The sequence below is a fragment of the Cognatishimia sp. F0-27 genome, from assembly GCF_020667845.1.
Lineage (GTDB): Bacteria > Pseudomonadota > Alphaproteobacteria > Rhodobacterales > Rhodobacteraceae > JAFMPQ01.
Map to the genome: position 1 here is coordinate 1 of NZ_JAFMPQ010000058.1, position 22,508 is coordinate 22,508.

20 protein-coding genes and 1 tRNA gene are annotated in these 22,508 nt (G+C 63.9%); 7 read left to right on the plus strand and 14 right to left on the minus strand.

From position 1 onward, the window contains the following. Positions 1–96 precede the first annotated feature (96 nt). Positions 97–1,848 (minus strand): trypsin-like peptidase domain-containing protein, encoded by a 1,752-nt coding sequence (locus tag J1C49_RS20530; RefSeq protein ID WP_227447709.1) that lies wholly within the window; start codon positions 1,846–1,848, stop codon positions 97–99. 185 nt (positions 1,849–2,033) lie between these two features. Between J1C49_RS20530 and J1C49_RS20535 the strand changes: the two genes are divergently transcribed. The 4 genes from J1C49_RS20535 (at position 2,034) to glyS (ending at position 6,968) form a co-directional block, all read left to right on the plus strand. After that, on the plus strand, positions 2,034–2,990 hold the full coding sequence (locus J1C49_RS20535; RefSeq protein WP_227447710.1) for a glycine--tRNA ligase subunit alpha: 957 nt from the start codon (positions 2,034–2,036) through the stop codon (positions 2,988–2,990). Then, a complete protein-coding gene (locus tag J1C49_RS20540) occupies positions 2,987–3,502 on the plus strand; it encodes a DUF6446 family protein (protein WP_227447711.1) in 516 nt (171 codons plus the stop codon). Before J1C49_RS20535 ends, J1C49_RS20540 begins: the two co-directional genes overlap by 4 nt. A gap of 186 nt (positions 3,503–3,688) precedes the next feature. Then, the gene (locus J1C49_RS20545) at positions 3,689–4,561 is read left to right on the plus strand and encodes a DUF1206 domain-containing protein (protein WP_227447712.1); all 873 of its coding nucleotides are present in this window, start codon (positions 3,689–3,691) and stop codon (positions 4,559–4,561) included. A gap of 154 nt (positions 4,562–4,715) precedes the next feature. Further along, positions 4,716–6,968 carry a glycine--tRNA ligase subunit beta gene (gene glyS, locus J1C49_RS20550; RefSeq protein WP_227447713.1) on the plus strand — a complete coding sequence of 751 codons (2,253 nt, stop codon included), beginning with the start codon at positions 4,716–4,718 and terminating at the stop codon, positions 6,966–6,968. 142 nt (positions 6,969–7,110) lie between these two features. Here the strand turns inward: glyS and J1C49_RS20555 are convergent, their stop codons facing one another. The 11 genes from J1C49_RS20555 to hisD form a co-directional block, all read right to left on the minus strand. Further along, a complete protein-coding gene (locus J1C49_RS20555; protein ID WP_227447714.1) occupies positions 7,111–8,142 on the minus strand; it encodes a fatty acid desaturase in 1,032 nt (343 codons plus the stop codon). A 234-nt stretch (positions 8,143–8,376) separates the two neighbouring features. After that, complete coding sequence (locus tag J1C49_RS20560) at positions 8,377–9,633, minus strand: aminotransferase class V-fold PLP-dependent enzyme (protein ID WP_227447715.1); 1,257 nt, start codon at positions 9,631–9,633, stop codon at positions 8,377–8,379. Beyond that, positions 9,630–9,830 carry a DNA gyrase inhibitor YacG gene (locus tag J1C49_RS20565; RefSeq protein WP_227447716.1) on the minus strand — a complete coding sequence of 67 codons (201 nt, stop codon included), beginning with the start codon at positions 9,828–9,830 and terminating at the stop codon, positions 9,630–9,632. Before J1C49_RS20565 ends, J1C49_RS20560 begins: the two co-directional genes overlap by 4 nt. Positions 9,831–9,841: 11 nt before the next feature. Beyond that, positions 9,842–10,888 (minus strand): ribonuclease E/G, encoded by a 1,047-nt coding sequence (locus tag J1C49_RS20570; RefSeq protein ID WP_227447717.1) that lies wholly within the window; start codon positions 10,886–10,888, stop codon positions 9,842–9,844. Further along, positions 10,885–11,487 (minus strand): nucleoside triphosphate pyrophosphatase, encoded by a 603-nt coding sequence (locus J1C49_RS20575; RefSeq protein ID WP_227447718.1) that lies wholly within the window; start codon positions 11,485–11,487, stop codon positions 10,885–10,887. Before J1C49_RS20575 ends, J1C49_RS20570 begins: the two co-directional genes overlap by 4 nt. A gap of 167 nt (positions 11,488–11,654) precedes the next feature. Next, complete coding sequence (gene infA, locus J1C49_RS20580) at positions 11,655–11,873, minus strand: translation initiation factor IF-1 (RefSeq protein WP_005978431.1); 219 nt, start codon at positions 11,871–11,873, stop codon at positions 11,655–11,657. 83 nt (positions 11,874–11,956) lie between these two features. After that, the gene (locus J1C49_RS20585; protein WP_227447719.1) at positions 11,957–12,841 is read right to left on the minus strand and encodes a carbon-nitrogen hydrolase family protein; all 885 of its coding nucleotides are present in this window, start codon (positions 12,839–12,841) and stop codon (positions 11,957–11,959) included. Between the two features lie 88 nt (positions 12,842–12,929). Next, positions 12,930–13,547, minus strand: a complete 618-nt coding sequence (locus J1C49_RS20590; RefSeq protein ID WP_227447720.1) for a GNAT family N-acetyltransferase — start codon at positions 13,545–13,547, stop codon at positions 12,930–12,932. Then, entirely contained in the window at positions 13,544–13,990 is a 447-nt protein-coding gene (locus J1C49_RS20595) for a low molecular weight phosphatase family protein (protein WP_227447721.1), read from the minus strand. Before J1C49_RS20595 ends, J1C49_RS20590 begins: the two co-directional genes overlap by 4 nt. Before the next feature lie 2 nt (positions 13,991–13,992). After that, positions 13,993–14,472, minus strand: coding sequence for a UPF0262 family protein (locus J1C49_RS20600; RefSeq protein WP_227447728.1), 480 nt, complete (start codon positions 14,470–14,472; stop codon positions 13,993–13,995). A 157-nt stretch (positions 14,473–14,629) separates the two neighbouring features. Then, positions 14,630–15,931: a histidinol dehydrogenase gene (gene hisD, locus J1C49_RS20605; RefSeq protein WP_227447722.1), complete on the minus strand. Its 1,302-nt coding sequence runs from the start codon at positions 15,929–15,931 to the stop codon at positions 14,630–14,632. 174 nt (positions 15,932–16,105) lie between these two features. On the opposite strand from hisD, the gene J1C49_RS20610 reads away from it, so the two are divergent. Then, complete coding sequence (locus J1C49_RS20610) at positions 16,106–19,303, plus strand: 2Fe-2S iron-sulfur cluster-binding protein (protein ID WP_227447723.1); 3,198 nt, start codon at positions 16,106–16,108, stop codon at positions 19,301–19,303. 31 nt (positions 19,304–19,334) lie between these two features. On the opposite strand, the gene J1C49_RS20615 is transcribed toward J1C49_RS20610, so the two are convergent. Next, the gene (locus J1C49_RS20615; protein ID WP_227447724.1) at positions 19,335–19,805 is read right to left on the minus strand and encodes a DUF2948 family protein; all 471 of its coding nucleotides are present in this window, start codon (positions 19,803–19,805) and stop codon (positions 19,335–19,337) included. Continuing rightward, positions 19,802–21,070 (minus strand): UDP-N-acetylglucosamine 1-carboxyvinyltransferase, encoded by a 1,269-nt coding sequence (gene murA, locus J1C49_RS20620; protein ID WP_227447725.1) that lies wholly within the window; start codon positions 21,068–21,070, stop codon positions 19,802–19,804. Before murA ends, J1C49_RS20615 begins: the two co-directional genes overlap by 4 nt. A gap of 311 nt (positions 21,071–21,381) precedes the next feature. Between murA and J1C49_RS20630 the strand changes: the two genes are divergently transcribed. Next, positions 21,382–21,456 (plus strand) — tRNA-Thr (locus tag J1C49_RS20630). Positions 21,457–21,831: 375 nt separating this feature from the next. Further along, entirely contained in the window at positions 21,832–22,329 is a 498-nt protein-coding gene (locus tag J1C49_RS20635; protein WP_227447727.1) for a hypothetical protein, read from the plus strand. Positions 22,330–22,508: the final 179 nt, after the last annotated feature.

Sequence of the window (22,508 nt, forward strand, 5' to 3'; positions counted from 1 at the left end):
TTGCCGAACCTTCGGTTCGGTCAGGCGGGTCTCCGACCGTAATCGCCACAAACGCTCCCCCGGAGCGTTTGCCGAACCTTCGGTTCGGTCAGGCGATTACTCCCAACAGCTCACTAGAACGGTCATGTTCGCTGCAAGCGCGGTCAGATCTTCCGGAGCCATCACACCAGATGCATTGCCGTTTGGTTCGGGCGTGACGCCGGCCGCTTGCAAGAACCGCGTCAACTCGCCGGATTTTGCGGCAAAGCTCACCCCTTCAGGCAAACGCCGATTGCCGCCTTCTTCCCGTGGCAAAAGCATTCCCGACACACCGCCGCCCATATCGAAGACAGGGCCGCCCGCATCGCCCGGCATCGAGGACAGCGCGAGACGCTTGAGGGTCTGCTCGCCGCCAAGACCGCGCAGGTCCTCCAGCGTGCCGAATGTGAGTGTCGGCGCACCAAGCACGCCGCCAAAGCTGTAGCCCGCAACCGCGACCTCCGACTGCAGACGCGGATTGCTGTCGGAAAAGCCGGCAACCCCGCGCGGGGCAAGCCGCTCGACCGGACGCAGCAACGCCACGCCCAGATCGGCATCACGCGCCACCACCTCTGCGTCGTGCACCCCGTCCAGCGTGACGCGCGCGCAGGCGTCCACCGTCGAAAGCGTGGTCAGCACAGCCCCGGAACGGTCAATGAAAAAGCCAGAAGCGGCAACCTTGGGCGTGCGGACCTTGAGACCCGAAACAAGGTCGATCTGCTGCCCATCGTCACTGATTGCGGCGGGGTCGAGAACGCCGTCGATCCGCTCGACGCTTGCTTGCATCAAACCAAGCACACGAGACCGGCGTTCCTCATCGCCCGCCGGCCAGATCAGTGTGAAGCCCTTGATCGCGCCATCGCGCAGCGTCACCTCCGTATGGGACACGATCCGGTCATTGGCGCCGGTCAGGACAAACCCGTCACTGCGCCGTTCTCTCGCGCCATCGAGCGGGACGATTTCAAGCGTCTGCATGATCTCGTAGAGCCCGTTCATGGTTTGCCGGTCGCCGGGTTGCGAGATCAGCAAAACCCGCGCTTCAAGATCGGTTGTCGGCGCAAAAAGCGCAAACGGCGCCTCAAAGCGGTCGAACGCGACCACACCCAGTGGCAATTCAAGCGAAAGGCCGACGCGCGCATCGCTGTAGCGGCGCATGTCCATGCCTTCGAGGATGGCGTAGTAGTTTTGCAGCAGCACCGCGCGCTGGCGTGTTGTCAGGATTCCGGTTGGCTCGAACCCGTTGGCGTCCTGCCAGCTGCGCATGGCGCCGCGCGTGCCGCGGCCAAACGCACCATCGATGGCCGCACTATAGAACCCTGCCCATTGCAGCGCGATCTGAAGCTCTTCGCGCGCAGTCCGATCAAGCAAGGCTTCGGACGCGCGTGCCTCGCGAGGGGTCTCATCGGGGATGTCCGGGGCTACGGGGTCGGGCGCGGGCGCCTCGACCACCACCGCGGGGGCATCTTCGACCGGGGTTTCGGGCACTGTTGCCAAGTCGCGCGCGCCACCCACCGGCCAGAACTGCTGTCCATATTCCGACTGGTCCTCGATGAAGCTGTCGGACGGGATCGCTCCGCGCCGACGCAGATCAGGCAGCAGCGCCTGCGCCTGCGCGCGGGTATATGGCCCAAGCGCCACGCCATACCAGCCGCCGCCCAGCGCAAAACCGGCGACATCCTCAAATTGCCCGGACCACGCACGCACGCGGGCCTCGGCGCCGGCCAGAGAACTGCGTGCCTCGATCTGGATATACACCCGATCTTCCTGAGCAAAGGCTCCGGAAGCGGAGATCGACAGCGCTGCGACGGTTGCCAGCAAGACGGATTTCATACGCAAAATGACCCTCGTGACGCGCCGTGGCGCGATATTCAAAAAGTTTAACTAAGATGCGGTTCTATCAGATGCACAAGGGGTTGCGAGATAAAATCAGCGCGATTGCAAGCGGTTTGATTGACGCTGTGGCGCGCGCGCCGTAACAGGGCTCAACCTGCTTTCACGCTGTCCGAGGAACCGTCATGGCCCCGACCACGCCGCTCAGCCCACCGCGCAGTTTTCAGGAGATCATCCTGCGGCTTCAGACCTACTGGGCCGCAAAAGGGTGCGCCGTCCTGCAACCCTACGATATGGAAGTGGGGGCCGGAACCTTTCATCCCGGGACCACGCTGCGCTCGCTCGGGTCGACGCCATGGGCCGCCGCCTATGTGCAGCCATCGCGCCGTCCAACCGACGGGCGCTACGGCGAAAACCCGAACCGGTTGCAGCATTATTACCAGTATCAGGTCATCATCAAACCCTCGCCGCCGGACCTTCAGGCGCTTTATCTCGGCTCGCTCGAGGCGATCGGGATGGACATGGCGCTTCACGATGTGCGCTTTGTCGAGGATGACTGGGAAAGCCCCACTCTTGGCGCCTGGGGACTGGGCTGGGAGGTTTGGTGCGACGGAATGGAAGTCAGCCAGTTCACCTATTTCCAGCAAGTCGGCGGGCATGATTGCCGCCCCGTTTCGGGCGAGCTCACCTACGGGCTGGAACGGCTGGCGATGTATATCCTCGGCGTCGATCACGTCATGGACATGCCGTTCAACGACCCCGACGCGCCCATCCCGCTGAGCTATGGCGATGTGTTCCGCCAAACCGAAGCCGAATACAGCCGCTGGAACTTCGACGTGGCCGATACCGACACGTTGCTGCGCCATTTCGAAGAGGCGGAGGCCGAATGCGGACGCATCCTTGCCAAGGATGCCGACGATCCGAAAACAGGAAAGCGCATCATCATGGCCCATCCCGCCTATGATCAGTGCATCAAGGCCAGCCATATCTTCAACCTGCTCGACGCGCGCGGAGTGATCTCGGTCACCGAACGGCAAGCCTATATCGGCCGTGTGCGCGCGTTGGCCAAAGCCTGTGCCGATGCTTTCGTTCAGACCCCGGCGGGCGGTGTCTCTGCAACGCAGGTGGAGGACGCGGCGTGAACGGCAAGATCGCGGGCATCTCCATCCTGCTGTGCTCGGTCGTCGCCGGTGTCGCGCTCTACTACCTGCAGGTCTATCATTTCTACGAAGAAATCCCCGCCACCGGCCACGGAGATGTGCAGTTGACGCATCTTGAAACCGGCGTCACCGAACCGCTTCTGGCCGACGAGTTTCAGGCCATCGACGCGGAGAGCAGCCCGATCCGCTATCGCGCCTGCTTCACGACCTCCATGCCGCTCGACACGCTGGTGCAGAGCTATGAGCGCTATGAAGGCGCGGTTCCGCGCAATGCGCCGAAATGGTTCGACTGCTTCGACGCTGCCGCCATTGGGGCGGAGATCGACGCGGGCCGTGCGGAGGTGTTCACCGGGACGCGCAATTTCGAGTTCGGCATCGACCGGGTCGTTGCGATCACGCAAGATGGGCGCGGCTTTGTCTGGCACGAAGTGAATGCATGCGGCGACAAGGCCTATGATGGCTCGCCGCTCGGGACGGATTGTCCCGAACGCTGATCGCGTCAGTGTCTGCGCGCCGCCGCGCGACAGATCACTGCGCACGCGCCGTGTAACTCTTTGACAGCAGGCCCTTCTGGCGCGGGTCAGTGCCGGAAGGGCTGGCAATTTGCCGGCCGCTGCGCCGACGGAAGGGAACCCACCGACCGTGCAGACTGTTCTTCCTCACAAATGGAGGACTCAGTCATGGCAAACAAGGCACCCGCATGGGTCATGCCGGTCATGCGCGCAGGACACGCGGCGCGCGGCCTGGTCTACACGGTCGTCGGGGCGTTGGCCCTGCTCGCCGCGCTCAATGGTGGCGCCGCGGAAGGCACGCGGGGCGCGCTTGGGGCGATCCGAAATGAAACCTGGGGGGTTGCACTCCTTTGGGTCATCGCGATTGGCCTGCTGGCCTACGCGCTGTGGCGTTGGATCGACAGCCTGATGGATCTTGATGCGCATGGGCATGATCTGAAGGGCAGCGTTGCCCGTGCGGGCCTGCTGGTGACGGGCGCAATTCACGCGGCGCTTGGTGTCTCCGTCGCCCGAATCGCCTTGCAGGGCGGTTCCGGCGGGCAGAGCGGAGCGGAAAGCATGACGGCGCGCGTCCTCGAATTGCCTTACGGGGTCTGGCTGGTCGCAGCCGTCGCGATCGCGACCATCGGCGCGGGCGTCTACTACGCGCGCAAGGGCGCCAAAGGGCTATACCGAGAGGACATTCGCACAACACGCGTGACACAACGGCTCGATCCGCTGATGAAAGCCGGGTTCGTGGCGCAAGGCGGCGTGGTTGCAACCATCGGTGTGTTCATACTCTTTGCGGCGATGGCGTCGGATGCCAGCGAAGCCGGTGGCCTCGGCGCGGTTTTCGGCGAAGTGCGCAGCCAGCCTTACGGGCGTATCCTTCTTGGCGCTCTGGCCCTCGGACTTCTTGCATTTGCCGCGGAGAACTTCATCGAAGCAATCTACCGAATCGTTCCGCGGCGCGCCGGTGACGAGATCGAGACGCTCGCGTCCAGAATGAAGCGCGAGGCGCGGCACGCCGCGCGCAAGAGCGCAGACGCCGTCGGACACTGACACGCAGCCGCCCCCGCGGCGCGCCAGGATGCCGCCGATGTGCGAAAGACATTCTCAATGAGGGTGCATCGCCTTTGGCAGGGTTCGGCTTAACCGCTGGACCCTGCTTTCGCGTGCTTGTAACAGGACAGCGACCTGACACGCGGACAGACAAATGCCTGATCTTCTTATCGAGCTATTCTCCGAAGAAATTCCCGCCCGGATGCAGCAGAAGGCCGCTGAGGACCTCAAGCGGCTGATGACGGACGGGCTGGTGGACGCGGGCCTGACCTATGCGGGCGCAGCGGCCTTTTGCACGCCGCGCCGGCTGGCGCTGACCGTTCAAGGGCTGACCGCCGAAAGCCCTGCCCTGCGCGAAGAGCGGCGCGGTCCAAAGGTTGGCGCGCCTGACAAGGCGGTGGCGGGTTTCGCCCGTGGTGCGGGCGTGCCCGTCGACGCGCTCGAAGAGCGCGATGATAAGAAGGGACGGTTCTACTATGCAACCGTCGAAACCCCGGGGCGCAGCGCCGATGCCATCACGGCAGAGCTTCTGGAAAAGGTGATCCGCTCCTTTCCCTGGCCGAAATCCATGCGCTGGGGCGTCGGAACGCTACGATGGGTGAGGCCGCTGCACAGCATCCTGTGCATCCTCTCTGATGAGGAAGGCGCGCGTGTCGTCCCGCTGGAGGTGGATGGGATCGCGGCTGGGAAAACCACGCGCGGGCATCGTTTCATGGCGCCGGATGCCTTTGACGTCACCGGGTTCGACGATTACGAGGCCCGGCTCAAACGCGCCCATGTGGTTCTGTCTGCCGAAGAGCGGGCGGACGCGATCTGGCAGGAAGCCACGTCGCAGGCTTTCGCGCAGGGGCTTGAGGTTGTCGAAGACCGGGGATTGCTGCGCGAAGTGGCCGGGCTTGTGGAATGGCCGGTGGTTCTCATGGGGTCCATAGATGACGCGTTCCTCGGTCTGCCGCCGGAAGTGTTGCAGACCTCCATGAAAGAGCATCAGAAGTTCTTTTCGGTGAGAAACCCCAAGACCGCGCGGATCGAAAAATTCGTGACCGTCTCCAATATCGAAACTGCCGATCACGGGGCGACCATCCTTGCGGGGAACCAGAAGGTTCTGGCGGCGCGCCTGTCGGACGCCAAATTCTTCTGGGAGAACGACTTGCGGGTTGCGCAGGACGACGGGTTGACAGCGTGGACAGATAAACTGTCGAACGTCACCTTTCACAACCAGCTTGGATCGCAGAAGGACCGCATTGACCGCATCGCGGCTCTGGCCCGCGACATCGCAGGCGCGGTCGGCGCCGATGCCGGTCTCGCAGAACAGGCCGCCCGCGTGGCCAAGGCCGATCTGTCATCTGAAATGGTCTACGAGTTCCCCGAATTGCAGGGGCTGATGGGACGCTACTACGCGGAGGCGGCGGGGCTGCCTGCCGAGGTCGCCGCCGCCTGCGAGGAGCACTACGCGCCGCTCGGGCCGTCCGATGATGTGCCATCAGCGCCGGTTTCCGTGGCCGTTGCGCTTGCCGACAAGCTCGACACGTTGACGGGCTTCTGGGCAATCGACGAAAAGCCGACCGGTTCGAAGGACCCCTTCGCCCTGCGCCGCGCCGCGCTTGGGGTGATCCGTCTCATCCTGACCAACGGGTTGCGCCTCAGCCTCGACCGGTTCATCGACGCACAGCTTGTGCGGCAAAAGAAGGGGCTCAACGGCGGTGCCGACGCGGCGGATCTTCAGGCGCTGGACGCGTTGGTCGATGCGATTGCGGATCACGGCGTCTTCGGCGCGGCGCTGCGCTCTGTGCTCGACCGCATCAGGGGCACGGACAACGAAAAGGTTGGCGATGAAGGGTCGCTGCTGCGCACGGTTGGCGACAAGGTGCCAGACCTGTCGACCGACCTGCTCGCCTTCTTCCATGACAGGCTCAAGGTGCATCTGCGCGACGAGGGCATTCGCCACGACGTGATCGATGCCACGCTTGCCATGGACGGTAGCGACGATATCCGGCTGCTGGTGGCGCGCGCGGAAGCCCTTGCCGCGTTTCTCAAGACCGACGATGGCGAAAACCTCGTGCAGGGGTTCAAGCGGGCCAACAACATCCTGACGCAGGCCGAGGAAAAGGACGGCGTCGAATATTCCTTTGGCGCGGACCCGAAATTCGCAGAAGCCGACGAGGAGAAGGCCCTCTTCGATGCGCTGGAGCGCGCGCAAGCCGCCATCGACCCGGCCATGCAGGCGGAAGACTTCGGTGCCGCAATGGCCGCGATGGCATCCTTGCGCGCTCCGGTCGACGCGTTCTTTGAAGCGGTGCAGGTCAACGCCGAAAGCCAGGTGTTGCGCCGGAACCGGTTGAACCTTTTGAGCCAGATCCGCAGCGTGTGTCTCAAGGTCGCCGATCTCACCCGGCTCGAAGGCTGACGGCCACCGGGCGCCCACGCGCGGCGCGACGGTTCGCAGCACAGATCACGACAAAAGACCGCAGCCTCGGCTGCGGTCTTTTTGCCTTCCCTAGGATCAGCGTGATGCTCGGACCGCTCCGCGGGCGGTCGCCGCCGGATGTTCAGGCCAGGGACCGCGCCTGCGCGAAGGACAGCAAACGCTTGTTCTTTTCATCCCACAGATGCAGCCGCGCCGTTGCGAGGCTCTCCGGGATCGTCAGGCGGTTATGCTCGCTCAGCACCGGATGATCGCGCAGCACTTCTGGCAGGCGATAAAACGGAATCCGGCTGTAGAGATGGTGCACGTGATGGATCCCGATATTGCCACTCAGCCATTGCAGCACCGCCGGCATCACATAGTGCGAACTGCCATGCAGCGCGGCTTCTTGCAGTTGCCACTCTTCCTCGCCCTCCCAATGGGTGTGCTCGAACTGGTGCTGCACGTAGAAGAGCCAGACCCCGGCGGTGGCCGCCAGGATGGTCGAGGGCAGGAAGATCAGCAAAATTGGCATCAGGCCGCCAAAATAGAAGATCACGCCCAGCGCCGCGATCAGCGCCGCATTGGTGCACATGGCGCTGAACCAGTGCTTTGCCTGGCTGAGAAAACAGACCGGAATGCGGTTTTCGGCAAGGAACACGTAGCTCGGCCCGAGGCCAAAAAGCACCACCGGATTGCGATACAGCCGATACAGCATCCGACTGCGCCATGGCAGCGCGCGGTATTCATCCACCGTCAGCGTATGCACATCCCCGATGCCACGGCGATCCAGATGCCCCGCCGCGCTGTGATGGATCGCGTGGGATCGGCGCCAGACATCGTAGGGCGTGAGCGTCAGCACCCCCAACACCCGCCCGAGCCAGTCGCTCAGGGTGCGATTGTTGAAGAAGGCGCCATGGCCACAATCATGCTGGATGATGAAGAGACGCAGGAGAAAACCCGCGTTCACCAGCGCAATCACCACCGTCAGCCAATAACTGACCGACATGGACCACCACGCCAACGCCCAAAGCCCGACAAAGGGTCCGATGGTTACCGCAAGTTCGAACCAGCTCCGCCCCACACTCGGTTCGCGATACTTGGCGAGAATACGAACCCAGTCGGTTGCTTTTTGCACGTCAGTGGGCGGCGCGGCGCGCTGGGGAATGTCGAACATGGGCCTGCATCAATCCGTCTATTGTCTTTTTCTTGCTCGTTTGCTGCATGTGCGCAAACGCGACAGATATGCAGGGCTGGTAATGTTTGACATGTTGTTGGCCCAAATGACAGCACGCATCGCGCCATTGGCCCAACCTGCGCAAAAGCGCCGCACCATGATCGCGCGCCCCGACCCGACGCTGCGTGACATCTGGGCCTTCGATCCCATCCCGCCATCCGCCCTCGGTCGCGATCATTCTGCCCCGGTCAGGTCCTTCATCACCGCCAGAAAGCTGCGCACCTCGGCGGCGGAGTTGTAATGCGCCAGCGACACCCGCACACAGTCGTCCTTGCCCAAGGGTTTGAGGATATTGCCAGAATAATGGTCGGCTTTGCGGGTATGGGTGCGGATGTTCTGGGCGTTGAGGGCAGACACAATCTCCGGTGAGGCCATACCGTCAATCCAGAAGCTGACCAGCCCTTCGCGCGCGGGGTTGTCAGCCCCGCCTACGATGCCGACCCCGGGCATCTCCGTCAGGCCGGGCAGGTTGCCATCACCGTAGAGCATCGCGTCGGTCAGCGCCTTTTCATGTGCGTGAATCGCGCGGCCGGCCGCTTCAATCCGCGCGCGCGGGTCTTCGGACGGGCTGACTTGCGCACCGAGCCATTCGAAATACGCAACCACGTCAGAAAAGGTCGCGTAGGCGCCAGTGTCCCGCGTGCCAAGTTCCCAATTGCCGTCCGGGCCGCCATCGAGGCTGTCATGGGCCAGCGCGGTCAGGCGGTCGGACGTCCAGGCGATGCCGTAGCCGTGGCGCGAGAACACCTTGTAGGGCGAAATCACATAGCCATCGACATCCGCTTCGGTCAGGTCGATCCCGCCATGGCAGGCATGCTGGATCCCGTCGACGATAATGAACGCCTCGGGCGCCACAGCCCGGATTGCACGGCTGATCCCGGGCAGGTCCATGCTCATGCCGGTGACGGGCGATGTGTGCAGGATCGTGGCGACCTTGGTGTCGGGGGTGACATGCGCGGCATAGGCCTCCGGTGTCACGCGGCCCGAAGCATCGTCATGCGCGATCAGCACATGGCGCAGACCCGCCACCTCGGACCAGCGGCGCGCGGCACTGCGCGACGCGGGATGCTCCACCGTAGAGCCGAGCACCACCCCATCGGGACCGGCCCCAAGGCAGGCGTCCTGAAGCAACCGGAAGAGCAATTCCGTGCCGGATTCACCCACAAAGATACTGCCGCCCGGCGCGTTGAAAAAGCGCTTGGCGTCGTCCTTGGCCTTCGCGATCAGCGCCACCAGCGCATGGGCCGCCGGATTGTCCCGACCTTGGTTGTCCGGGATCGCCGCGAATTTGGCGGACGTCTCCACGACGCTGTTCAGCGTCAAAGCGCCTCCGGCGTTTTCGAAGAAGATGCGCGGTCCGGTAAACGGGCAGGTCTCCACATGGGAAAAGCGGGACCGGATTTCTGTCAGCAGGGTATCGGGGAACGTCAATGGGGTTTTCCTTCCTTGGACGCCTGTTCCAACGCATGGATGGAGGCTTCGAGCGCCTCTTCGGCGTCTTGCGGATCATCGGATGGGATGGCGTAGCTGCCGGTCATCCATTTTGCCAGATCTATATCGGCACAGCGCCGAGAGCAAAACGGACGGTATTTCTGATCGGAGTCGCGTTCACAAATCGGACAGCCCATGCCACTCGCCTTTATTCCATAGCCTGAGAGAAGATGCGGGTTAGGGGTAACCTGTCGCGCTTGCGCTGGATTTCCAACAATCCAAGCTGGGTCCAGCCCGCAAGAATGGTTTCGGTCGAGTCCCGCTTGAACGCGGCGCGCAGCGCGCTTTCGAGCTGCCTGCGGTCCTTTTTGGGAATCGGCGCCGGATCGACAATCACCAACCCGCCCAGCCCGCGCAGGCGCAGCTGGCGAGGCAGATCCCGTGCCGCGGCCAGGTTGGCCTTGAGCCCCGCCGCCGGAGAGGTGTCGCCGCCGGTGTTCACGTCGATGGCCACAAGCGCCGATGTGGGCTCAATGATCATCGAATGCCCGCCCCCGAGCGCGATGACCGGGCTTTCGAGCCCTGCGATAAGCGCGTCGATGCCGTGATCTGCAAAACAGCCTTCGGCCGTGTCGATCTGGGCCGGCTCCGTCCATTCGCGCCACGCAAGGTCATGCGGGCCGTCACCTTCAAGCAGCAACTCGGCCGGCCCGTCCGCGTCCGCAAGAACCTGCGCCGCAAGGCCGGCCATGTCTGCCACATCGGACGCGATCTCCTCTGCCTCGGCCATCCCTGCAGAGGACCGGATGATCAGCCCGGCCCCCTCGGGAAGCGGCGTCTGCGCCAGCGCTTCGCGTGCGGCAACCTGAACCGCATCGCGACGATCGTCATCCCGAATGCTGCGCGAGATATTCACCCCCGGTGCGCCGGGGGTCACGATGGCATAGCGCGACTTGAACAGCAGCCTGTTGGTGACCGGGATCGCCTTGCCCGGTTCGGCATAGCCGGTGACCTGCACGAGGATCGGCTGGCCCGGTGACAATCCCTTGACCTGCCGCAGAAAGGCCGTGCCATCCGGCGTGGTCAGAAACATGCCCCCCTGCCCCTTGACGGGCCGGTCGGCAATGGCGCGGTAGATAGAGCCCGGGCGCGGCAACGGCGCATCGATCCGGATATCATCGAGGCGCCCGTCAACCATCAGGGCCGCGGCCTCGCGTCCGCGATACTGCTCCAAGGCGATCAGTCTGCCCTTCATGCCGTGCCTCCGTAAAGGGGATAGCCCGCAGCTTGAAGCAGGTTGGCCGTTTCCGCCAGCGGAAGCCCGACAACCGCCGGGAAAGACCCGTTGATCCATGGAATGAACGCGCCTGCCGGGCCTTGTATCCCGTATCCGCCGGCCTTGCCGCGCCAGTCGCCCGTCTCGAGATACGCGTCGCGCTCCGCCGCACCAAGCCGTTTCATGGCCACCTGTGTGACCACGTGGCGCTCCCACAGGCGATCACCCTTGCGCAGGGCCACGGCCGTGATCACCCGGTGGCGGCGCCCCGAGAGCGCATCGAGAAAGGCTCCGGCCTCTTCACGATCTTCAGGTTTGCCGAGGATGCGGCGCCCAAGCGCGACAGTGGTGTCGCCACACAAGACGATCTCGTACTCCGACGCCGCGACGGCGTGTGCCTTTTCGCGCGCGATCCGAATGCAATAGGCGCGCGGACCTTCGTCCTTTTGAGGGGACTCGTCGATATCCGCCGGGCGCACCGCATCGGGCACCACACCGATCTGACCGAGTAGTTCAAGCCGTCGCGGGCTTGCAGAGCCGAGGATCAGATGTGGTTTTCGAGAGGGGCTGTCTGGCATGGATAGACCTGTCTTGCCTTGCAGGATGTGTCAGGCCGCCGCAGGACCGCAGCGCGCCGGGTCCGCCTTGCAGCGTCGTTCGCCAGTTTCGGGCCGCGCCCGGATACAGACCGGGCGCCGCACCGCGTCAGCGCGCCGGGCATTGCGGTCCGGCACGGCGATTGTGCTTACTTGAAGCGATAGTTGATCCGACCCTTGGTCAGATCATAGGGGGTCATTTCCACCTGCACCTTGTCACCCGCAAGAACGCGAATGCGGTTCTTGCGCATCTTGCCTGCCGTATGTGCGATGATCTCATGGCCGTTCTCAAGCTCGACCCTGAATGTCGCATTCGGCAGGAGTTCCTTGACGACACCGGGGAATTCGAGCGTGTCTTCCTTGGCCATGGTCTCTCCTGGTTTGCGTTGCCCTGTTTTATCGGGGCGCGCGCTTATATGGGGCGGTTTTGGCCTCAGATCAAGGCCGCAATTCAACGCAGAGCGACCATTGGAGCGGGAGTGTCGCGGCCTTTTTGCTCCGACCAATGCGCCCGATTGCGCACAACACCGGCGGCGCGGACCTGCGCGATGGTGCTGCGGTCGATCTCCACAAGGGTCCAGCCGGGGTGATCAATCGCGCCCTGGGCCAGGACGCCATTATCCGGAAACCCGATATCCGGCGGCCCGAACATGCCGCCGCGCCCGGTGGAAATGTCGATCGCTTCGGACCATGCCGCAGGGCCTACTAGGGAAGCCATCACCGTCACACATTGGTTTTCGAGCGCGCGGGCGCGCGCGCCGATCCGCACCCGGCTGTGGCCATGCAAAGCCTCGGTCACGGACGGAACGAGAATCAAATCCGCCTCGGCCAAGGCACGACCCAGAAGCGGAAACTCGCAATCGTAGCAGATCAGCACACCGATCTTGCCCAGCGCGGTATCAAAAAGCCGCAAGGGACCGCCGGGCACGATGTGCCAGTCATCGCGCTCGAACTGGGTCATGATCTGTTTGTCCTGCACCCCCATGGCCCCGGTTGGCGTAAAGAGCCGGGCGCGGTTGACCGGCCTCGCACCAACCTCCGGGTCAAACACCGGAGCCGACGCCGCAAGGATATGCAGCCTGTATCGCGAGGCGAGGTCGGCATGCAGCGCGTCGATCTGGTCGATGCGCTCCGACACCGCATGAATCGAGCCTTCGAGATCGCGCGCCGTTGCCTCGCCGTCGAGCGTGGCAACTTCAAGCGCGCCATATTCGGGGAAAACGCACAGATCTGCGCCTTTGGTGGCTGCTTGCGCAACCCAATCGGTGATCTTCTGCGCGTAGCTGTCCCAGTCAGGCAGAAAGCTCGGCGGATAAGCGGCGGCGGCAAGGATCATGGTGGCCTCATGGGGTGGGCTTCGGGAAGCCAGAAAAAGCGGCGCGTTCACTCTCTGCGCCCATCGACGCGACGGGCATAGAAAGAGGTCACGCGGAAGGGTTCAAGCGCCCCATCCAGATTTGCAAGCGATGGTCGGTTTCCGAGCTCTGATCGGTGTCTTTCCAGGAAAACCGTGCCACCGCGCCAGGCAGAGGCGCATAGCCGCGCTTGCGCCAGAATGGCTCGAGACTGCGCGGGTTCTCAGGCCGCATCGGGTGGTTTTCGGGGCGGATCACCGCCGCAAAGATCGCCTGCTCGAAACCATGGTTTCGGGCGTGGTTTTCCCGCACATCGAAAAAGGCATGCCCCAGGCCGCAGCCGCGATAATCAGGCAACAATACCGATTCGGCGCAATAGAAGGTCTTTGAGACGTCGATACCCGTCCCGTCCAAAGGCGCCGCGAAATCCTCTGCGTGATCTTCGAGCGGCGTGCCGGTTGCGGCCCCCACCATGCGATCCCCGTCGAAGGCGGCCACGACACGGGCACGCGGGCTGTTGCGATAGGTGGAGAGGTAAGCGCGCTCGTAAGCCGCGTCGCCATCGTAGAGGTAAGGCCAGTCGCGGAACACCGCGATCCGCAGCGCGGCCAGATCACCGAGCCTGTCTTCAAGCTCCTGCCCGGTCAGGGGCTCCAGCCGGATACCGCTGTCCCGGTCTTGGCTCAATGCGCGCCCCATTTGCCGCGCAATTGCGCGATGAGCTGATCGCGCGTCTGGCGATAGGCGTTGAGTTTCTGTTCACGGGTCTCGCCAAGGCCCGTCGGGTCCATGATCGGCCAATACTCCACCGCGATGTGATAAAAGCGCGTGAGGTCCAGCGCCATGCGCTGCGACGCGGGAGACAACGCCACCACGAGATCGAAGCCCGAAAGCGCCTCTCCGGTCTGTTCAAGCTCCTCGAAACTGCGCGAGCGATGACGTTCGAGATGCACACCCACCTCTGAACAGACGGCAATGGCGAAGCCGTCGATTTCGAGGTCATTCACGACGCCAACGGATTGCACGTAGGCGTCAAGCCCATAGAGCTTTTTCATGATGCCTTCGGCCATCGGAGACCGCACGGCATTATGGTCGCAGCAAAACAGCACCGACTGGGGGAGTGGCGCCAAGATCAGCCTCCGAAATGCAGAACGCAGATCAGGGTGAACAAGCGGCGCGCGGTGGCATCGTCAATGGTCACCTTGCCTTCAAGCCGGTCCTGCAGGATGCGTGCGCCTTCATTGTGGATGCCGCGGCGCGCCATGTCGATGGTCTCGATCTTGGATGGCGGCAGCGTCTTGACCGCATCGAAATAGCTTTTGCAGATCTGGAAATAGTCCTTCACCACCTGCCGAAAGGGCGAGAGCGACAAATGAAATTCCGCCGCTTTTTCGTGGTTCTCCGTGCTCACATCGAAAACGAGGCGCTTTTCGCGGATCGACAGGCCAACGCGATACGGCCCTGACGGAACCGGGCGATCGTCGCGCGCAGGCAGCACAAAGGAGTTTTCCTCCATCAGATCGAACATGGCGACGCGGCGCTCCTGCTCGATCTCTGGTGTGGGTGGCGGAAGATTCGCATCGTCCAGTTCGATATGCGCAATCCGGGTCATGGCAGTCATCTCCAATATCCCTCCCTTGGATCCCACCTCTAGCAAGCACGCATGGGGTCCGTCCATCGCCCAGATGGCGAAATGCGGCGTCTCGGGGCAGCCGGGCAACAGGGCCGCCTTGCGCGCGCAACGCCCGAAAAGCGGAGCGGCTTGGCGATCAGCGGTTGAGCCGGCGCAGGCGCGCCGTGACGGACAGACCATGCGCTTCGAGGCTTTCGGACCGGGCCAGCGTCTCCGCTGCCGGGCCGATCGCGGACAGGCTGTCGGGGGTCATCCGCGCCAATGTGGTCCGCTTGAGGAAATCGAGCACCGACAGCCCGGATGAAAACCGTGCGGACCGCGCCGTCGGCAACACGTGGTTGGGTCCGCCCACGTAATCCCCGATGGCTTCCGGCGTCCATTTTCCGAGAAAGATGGCACCGGCATGGGTGATCTTGGCGCTCAGGGCATCCGGATCCTCGACGCAGATTTCGAGATGCTCCGGCGCGAGTCGGTCGGAGAGGCGTGCTGCTTCGTCCAGATCCTGCACGGTGATCACGGCACCGTAATCCCGCCAGCTTGCGCCGGCGATGGCCCGGCGCTCAAGCGTCTCAAGGCGTTTTTCGACCGCTTGTGCCACGGACTTGCCAAAGGCGGCATCGGTGGTGATCAGGATGGATTGCGCGCTTTCGTCATGCTCGGCCTGGCTCATCAGATCGAGGGCGATCCAGTCGGGATCGTTATCGGCATCGGCAATCACGAGAATTTCCGACGGGCCGGCTATCATGTCGATCCCGACCTTGCCAAAGACCCGCCGCTTGGCCGCCGCCACAAACGCGTTGCCCGGGCCGGTGATCTTGTCGACCGGCGCGATGGTTTCGGTGCCGTAGGCGAGCGCCGCCACGGCCTGTGCGCCGCCGATGCGGTAGATCTCGTCCACGCCGGCAATCCGCGCCGCGAGGATCACCAGCGGGTTCACAACCCCATCCGGCGTCGGGACGGTAATCGCAAGCCGGTCTACCCCGGCGACCTTGGCCGGGATCGCATTCATCAGCACCGAGGACGGGTAGCTTGCCAGACCACCGGGCACGTAAAGCCCGGCGGCGGAAACCGGCGTCCAGCGCCAACCAAGCGTTGCGCCCTGCGGGTCGGTCCAGCTCTGATCCTCGGGCAACTGCCGCGCGTGGTAGGCGCGGATCCGGTCCGCGGCCTGTTCGAGCGCGCGCGCTTCGGCCTCGGGCACGGCGGCACAATACCGATCCATGTCGCTTTCGCTCAGACGCACCGTCTCCGCCGTGAGCGTCAGACGGTCAAAGCGCTGCGTGTAGTCGATCAGGGCAGCATCGCCGCGGGCGCGCACATCGGCGATGATCGCGGCCACCGTGTCATCCACATCCACGCTGTCCTCGCGCTTGGCCCCGAGAAGGGTGGTGAAAGCGGCTTCGAATCCGGCGTCTTGCGTATCGAGAAAAACGGGCATGGCAGGCTCCTTTGGCGCGCATTTAGCCCGGTGGGCAGGCAGGCTCAAGCCACACGGACCGCTGCGCGCGCGGCGGATGTCGGATTTGAGTATTTTCAGACAGAAGAAACAGCGCGTCGCGTTCTGACTTGTGCGTGGTTGCGAAGTGGCTAGGCTCGGAACCGGGAGGAGCGCATGGCCTGGAGATTGTTTTCCGACCGGGGGAGACCTGTGCATCTTGGTCCCTACCCGCTGGAGCGGTTGGTGCGACGCACGGCGCTGGACCTCGGCGGGCTGCCGCCGTGGCAGCCGGTGCAGATCCGCGCGGACATGGACGGCCTTGTCGGCGCCATGGCCGAGCATCAGGCGATGATGGATGCGATCCGCGACGGCTTTGTGAACAAGGCGCGCGCCGCCATTCCAGAAGAGCGGCAAGCGCGCAGCGATCACCTCAAGGCCTTTGGCTATTTCAGCGATGCCTCCATGGTGGGCTGTGGCCCGGTGCCGGATGCCGCGCGCCTTGCGGAACCCGTGATCAATCCCGGCGTCACCGCGTTGTCGAAGGCGTTGCAGACGCGGCAGACCAAGACCCTGGCGGCCGGGATCGACCTGATCATGGCGGATCTCAAGGAGTCCATGACCGCACCTGTCGGGTCGATTGCGGAGCACGGCTCGGTGCTCGTCTTCCTTTATGAATATCCGCGTGATCCGCGCCCCGACGAGCCAGGCGGTGCGATCTTGCAGGGCGCGCAGGCCGCGCGCGCCTGTTTGCGTGCGACGGAAACCGCGGTGGTGATCGCGAATTACATCCGGCTGCTGGGGTGGGAGGCCAAAGCGCATACCGGGACGGCCTCGGACCTGGATCTCGATCAGGTGACCGTGGCGTCGGGGCTTGGCTGCGTCTCCGCAGAGGGTCCGGTCGTACCATGGCTGGGACGGCGGTTCGGCGTTGCGGCGGTCTCGACCACGCTTGACCTTGCACATGATGCGCCGCTGGCCCCCATGGCGGATCAGCCGCGCGCCGAGATCGCGGGATGGCGGTGGCAGCTGGGCCTGCATTCGGTCAAGTCCGCGCGCACGCAGGATCCTTTCCGCGAGAGGGATTTCGCCGCGGGTCCGCATCCGTTCGAGTCCCTGCGGCGCGTGGACAAACCCACCACCTATATCGACGAGGCAAACGTCCCGCGCGTGCCCAAGCGCACCGACATGTTTGCGCGTGCGCAGTTTGGCGACATGGGCCCGGCCCTGCAAAAGAAGGCCACGGGCGGGTTTTACGTCCGCAAGGCCGCGCCTTCCGCCGCGCAGCGGCGCGCGCTTGGAGCCTTTGTGCTTTTGCAGGACGGCGCGCCGGCATCCGACCGGGTCTCGCCCGATCCGCAGACCCATGCAGAGATGATCAAGGCCGCGAGCTACTTTCTGGGGGTCGACGCGGTCGGGATCTCGCGCTGTCCGGCATGGGCGTGGTATTCGCATGACGCGACCGGGACCGAGATCGACCCGCCCCATGACCAGGCCATCTCCATGATCATCGATCAGGGTTTCGAGACCATGGAGGGCGCCTCCGGCGATGACTGGATCTCTGTTGCGCAGAGCATGCGCGCCTACCTGCGTTTCTCGCTGCTTGGCGGCGTCATCGCGGTGCTGATCCGGCGGATGGGATACGCCGCCAAGGCGCATACGGTGCTGGACGGGGAAGTGCTTCAGCCGCCCTTGCTGCTGTTGTCCGGGCTGGGCGAAGTCAGCCGGATCGGAGAGGTGATCCTGAACCCTTTTCTCGGGCCGCGGCTCAAATCCGGCGTGGTCACGACCGACATGCCGCTGGCGCACGACCAGCCGATCGATTTCGGGCTTCAGCGCTTCTGCGAAGGGTGCAACAAATGCGCGCGGGAATGCCCGTCCGGCGCGATCACCGCCGGGCCAAAGAGAATGTTCAACGGCTACGAGATCTGGAAATCCGACAGCCAGAAATGCGCCACCTACCGTATCACCACGGAAGGCGGCGCGATGTGCGGGCGCTGCATGAAGACCTGCCCGTGGAACCTCGAAGGCCTGTTTGCGGAGGCCCCGTTCCGCTGGGTTGCGATGAACGTCCCGCAGGCCGCGCCCGTCATTGCCCGGCTGGACGATGCCGCGGGACGCGGTGGGCTGAACCCGGTGAAGAAATGGTGGTGGGACCTCGAATTGCAGGAGAACGGCGCGTATCGGCCCACCGACAAGCCGGTCAACGCGCGCGACCTTCAGCCGCGGCTCAAGATCCGCGCCGAAGATCAGACGCTCGCTGTCTACCCTGCCCCGCTCGCGCCGCATCCGTGGCCTTATCCATACGCCATGGACCGCGAAGCCGGGATCGAAGCATTTCAGGCCATGGTGACAGCGGATGTCTACCGCAAACGGCAATCTGCGGGCGATGACAGCGTGGTACACAGGCGTCCCGATTTTACCGATGCGCCTGTGCTGCAACTTGTCGTGGCAAAGGCGGAGCGGCTTTCGGACACGGTGATGCTCTACCGGTTGGCGCATCCCGACGGGGCGGATTTGCCGGCATGGGAGGCCGGGGCGCATCTCGATATCGTCGTTGCTCCGGAATACTTGCGGCAATACTCGATGTGCGGGGATCCCGCGGACCGAAGCCGCTACGAGATTGCCGTCTTGCGCGAGGATGCCGGGCGTGGCGGGTCGCAGCTCATGCATCGGATCTTTGCCGAGGGGCGGCGCGTCTTTGTTTCCAAACCGATCAACCATTTCCCGCTCGTCGAAGAAGCGTCCCACACGCTTTTGATGGGCGGGGGGATCGGCGTGACGCCGATGATTGCCATGGCGCATCGCCTGCACGCGCAGGGACGCCCGTTTGCGTTGCATTATTCGGTCCGGTCACGGGCGGATGCCGCCTTTGTCGACGCCCTGACCGCGGCCCCGTGGGCGGCGCAAGTGGCGATCCACGTGTCCGATGAGGGCAGCCGCGCCGACCTCCCCGCGATCATCCGTTATGTGGACGGCGCGCATATCTACACCTGCGGACCGGACGCCTATATGCAGGCGGTCATGGAAGCCGCGTCACACGCAGGGTTTCCGGAAGACGCGCGCCATCTCGAGTTTTTTGCGGTTCCGGAGTTGCCCGACCGCGAGAACCACCCCTTCACCTTGCGCTTGAGCGATGGGCGCGACGTGTCTGTTTCGGAGGACGAAACCGCCACGGACGCCCTGGCCCGCGCGGGGATTCATATCGACGTTAAATGCGCGGATGGGATCTGTGGCGTGTGTCAGTGCACCGTGCGCAGCGGGACGGTGGATCATCGCGACTTCGTGCTGTCCAACGCGCAACGGAAAACACGGATGATCCTGTGTCAGTCCCGGGCCGCTGAGCCGGGCGGCGTGCTGGAGATAGAGCTTTGAGCACGCCGGTTGCGGAGGGCTGAAGACCCGCTCAGACCTCGTGATCCGGTGTCTTGCCGGATGGCGCACGATAGGGCCGGGTGACATCGCGCAGGGTCACCTCGATCGCCTCGACCTTTGCCCGCATGAGCCCGTCGCCGGCAAGGGTCAGCACGATATAGCCCGACGGCGCAGGCTCCGTGGGCTCGAAAGTGATGGACAGGACCGATAGAACCAGATCCTTGTCCTTGCGGTCGATGCCCTGACTCTGCACGGCCTCAACCCCGTCGATCGCGAGGACGGATCGTACCCGCTCCGGCGCCAGTCCCGCAACGGGCTGCTCGCGGCGCACCCGGTTGATGAGCAACGCCAGACGGCGGCGCCGCGGATCCCATTGCATGTCTGCGCCGGTCAGGATCCCGTCCTGAGCCAAAGCCGAGATCACCTGTAGATCGTCGGGATCGAGGGCCCCGAGATTGAGCGGGGTCTCCCGCGCGTCTTCGAACCGTGCGTCTTCGCTCATGCCTTCACCCGTTCAATCCGGGCGCCGACACCCGAGAGTTTGCGGACCACATGTTCATAGCCGCGGTCAAGGTGGTAGACCCGGCTGACAATTGTCTCGCCCTCCGCGGCGAGCCCGGCAAGGATCAGGGAAACCGAGGCCCGCAGGTCCGTCGCCATCACCGGTGCGCCGCGCAAACGCTCCACGCCCGTCACAGTTGCGTGCCCGCCATGCACGTCGATATGCGCCCCCATCCGCACCAGTTCCGGCGCATGCATGAAGCGGTTTTCAAAGATCTTCTCTTCGAGCACGGATGTGCCGTCGGCGGTGCACAAGAGTGCCATCATCTGGGCCTGAAGATCGGTGGGAAAGCCGGGAAACGGCTCTGTGATGACATCGACGGCCCGCACCCGGTCACCCTTGCGGGAGACCGTCAGGCCCTTGTCCGTCTCGACCACCGAAATGCCTGCCGCGTCCAGCTTTTCGCAAAAGGCCGCGACAAGATCGATCCGACCGCCGAGACAGGTGACCTCGCCGCCACAAATCGCCGGCGCGAGCATGTAGGTGCCAAGCTCGATCCTGTCGGTCACCACCCGGTGGGTCGCGCCACCGAGCTGATCGACACCCTGAATGGTGATTTCGGGGCTGCCATCACCGTCGATCTGCGCGCCCATGCCGCGCAGGCAATCCGCCAGATCGACAATTTCCGGCTCGCGAGCGGCGTTGCGCAGAATCGTCGTGCCCTTGGCCAGCGTCGCCGCCATCAGAGCGTTTTCCGTGGCGCCGACGGAGGCGAATTTGAACGTGATATCCGCGCCCTTCAAGCCGCCAAGCGGGGCCTTGGCGTAGACATACCCATCGCGCAGATCCAGCTCGGCCCCCATCGCTTCCAGCGCGCTCAGGTGCAGGTCGACCGGCCGCGCGCCAATCGCACACCCGCCCGGCAGCGACACAACCGCCTCACCGGCCCGGGCGAGCAGTGGCCCAAGCACCAGAATCGAGGCGCGCATCTTGCGCACGATGTCGTAATCCGCCCGCACAGTGGTCAGGTCGTGGCTCGACAACGCCAGCACCTGGCCGTCATGCAGAGCGCTCACCTCCGACCCCAGAGATCGCAGCAATTCCGTCATTGTCGCGATGTCAGAGAGACGCGGCGCATTGGTCAACGTCAAGGGCTGGTCGGTCAGCAATGTTGCAGGCATCAGCGTGAGACACGCGTTCTTGGCCCCGGCGATTGGGATATCGCCGCTGAGCGGTCCGTTCCCGGTGACGATGATCTGATCCATACTGCCTCAGCTTTCTTGTGCGTCCGGCGTTTCACGGTCCGTTGTGACGCCGGTGGGGTTTGGTGTGTTTGCCCGTGCGGGTTCCTGTTCGCGAGACCCCGAAGCCCGTGCACGGGCCTGCGCCTTGCGCTTTGACAGATTCGCTTTCAGCGCCGCCTTGAGACGGGCATCACGGTCTTCATTGGGCTTGGGTTTGCTCGGTTTGTCCTGCGCCATGGCCTCTCTGTAACGCAGGGGTGAAAAAGGGTCCAGATTGCGCTTGCACGTCTGCGCGATAGCGTCTAATCACCCGCCACGCTCCGGCGACCGGCGCTGCTGTAGCTCAGAGGTAGAGCACTCCCTTGGTAAGGGAGAGGTCGAGAGTTCAATTCTCTCCAGCAGCACCATTCCCACCATTCTGAACGAGTTGCCCTGAACGCGTTGCCTGCGGTTTCGGAGGAAGGTTTTTCGGTCCAAGGCGCAGTGCCGTTCTCGTTTGGGATTACGAAAAGCGTTCTCCTGCCGCACTCGGCGTAGTGACTACGATGCGCAGCGCGTTTGCGCGCAACCTGACATTTCAATCTGAGCCACGAATCGGCGCGTTCTGGACGTCCCGCCAGACTCGAAGAGCCCTACGGTTGCGTCTCGGCATCCTTCGGGCTCCGATGAGACCGGCGCGCAGCGAACCAGTTGCTTGTGCAAAAGACCTGTGTGTCCTTAACCGGCTGTTTGCCAATCCGCGCCTATACCCGTGCGACTGACGGAGCCAGAAGGGATCTTGGATGCGCGTGTTTCTTGCAGCGGCCTTACTCGCAACCCTCGTCGGATGCTCAACCTTTCCGAAGGTCGATTCCTATGTGCCAGAGCGCTTCCTGAGCGATTCGCACCTGCCGGATAGCGTTGCAGGCCTGCCGGTTGCAGTCCCCGCTTATGAATTGAAGAGTTGCGCCGCTCTTTTGGCCGAACGGGCTGAGATTCTGCGCGAGATCGGTCTTGCCGAAAGCATGGTCAGAATGGGTCTGATCACCGGGGGCCGCGCAACGACGGTGCTTGGTCAACCACTCGACGCGATCCCGGAGGAGCAACGAGAGTGGTTGATTGGTCTTGCGCGCGCGCGCGTCGAGGCCATCAACAGCGTCACGCTCAAACGCGGCTGTCAGGAAGCGCCGATTGTGGTTGGCCCGGTCCCTCCCGTCGCACCTGTGGCACCCGCTGCACGCCCCCCGATCCCGGGTGTCTCCGATCCGATCGTGGTGCCGCCTTACGTCCATGTGAAATAGACGTTGGTGATAGTGGGGCGGGCCCCTACGCGCGGCGATACGCCAGATCGCTCCGGGGCCTGGCGAAGATCGCGCACACGACACTGAGCGATGAGCGATGAGCGATGAGCGATGAGCGATGAGCGATGAGCGATGAGCGATGAGCGATGAGCGATGAGCGATGAGCGATGAGCGATGAG

Excerpts from the sequence above, each read along its gene's own strand:
- J1C49_RS20530 (WP_227447709.1), bottom strand. The coding sequence starts at position 1,848 with ATGAAATCCGTCTTGCTGGCAACCGTCGCAGCGCTGTCGATCTCCGCT.
- J1C49_RS20535 (WP_227447710.1), top strand. The coding sequence starts at position 2,034 with ATGGCCCCGACCACGCCGCTCAGCCCACCGCGCAGTTTTCAGGAGATC.
- J1C49_RS20545 (WP_227447712.1), top strand. The coding sequence starts at position 3,689 with ATGGCAAACAAGGCACCCGCATGGGTCATGCCGGTCATGCGCGCAGGA.
- glyS (WP_227447713.1), top strand. The coding sequence starts at position 4,716 with ATGCCTGATCTTCTTATCGAGCTATTCTCCGAAGAAATTCCCGCCCGG.
- J1C49_RS20555 (WP_227447714.1), bottom strand. The coding sequence starts at position 8,142 with ATGTTCGACATTCCCCAGCGCGCCGCGCCGCCCACTGACGTGCAAAAA.
- J1C49_RS20565 (WP_227447716.1), bottom strand. The coding sequence starts at position 9,830 with ATGGGCTGTCCGATTTGTGAACGCGACTCCGATCAGAAATACCGTCCG.
- J1C49_RS20570 (WP_227447717.1), bottom strand. The coding sequence starts at position 10,888 with ATGAAGGGCAGACTGATCGCCTTGGAGCAGTATCGCGGACGCGAGGCC.
- J1C49_RS20575 (WP_227447718.1), bottom strand. The coding sequence starts at position 11,487 with ATGCCAGACAGCCCCTCTCGAAAACCACATCTGATCCTCGGCTCTGCA.
- infA (WP_005978431.1), bottom strand. The coding sequence starts at position 11,873 with ATGGCCAAGGAAGACACGCTCGAATTCCCCGGTGTCGTCAAGGAACTC.
- J1C49_RS20585 (WP_227447719.1), bottom strand. The coding sequence starts at position 12,841 with ATGATCCTTGCCGCCGCCGCTTATCCGCCGAGCTTTCTGCCTGACTGG.
- J1C49_RS20600 (WP_227447728.1), bottom strand. The coding sequence starts at position 14,472 with ATGACCCGGATTGCGCATATCGAACTGGACGATGCGAATCTTCCGCCA.
- hisD (WP_227447722.1), bottom strand. The coding sequence starts at position 15,931 with ATGCCCGTTTTTCTCGATACGCAAGACGCCGGATTCGAAGCCGCTTTC.
- J1C49_RS20610 (WP_227447723.1), top strand. The coding sequence starts at position 16,106 with ATGGCCTGGAGATTGTTTTCCGACCGGGGGAGACCTGTGCATCTTGGT.
- J1C49_RS20615 (WP_227447724.1), bottom strand. The coding sequence starts at position 19,805 with ATGAGCGAAGACGCACGGTTCGAAGACGCGCGGGAGACCCCGCTCAAT.
- murA (WP_227447725.1), bottom strand. The coding sequence starts at position 21,070 with ATGGATCAGATCATCGTCACCGGGAACGGACCGCTCAGCGGCGATATC.
- J1C49_RS20635 (WP_227447727.1), top strand. The coding sequence starts at position 21,832 with ATGCGCGTGTTTCTTGCAGCGGCCTTACTCGCAACCCTCGTCGGATGC.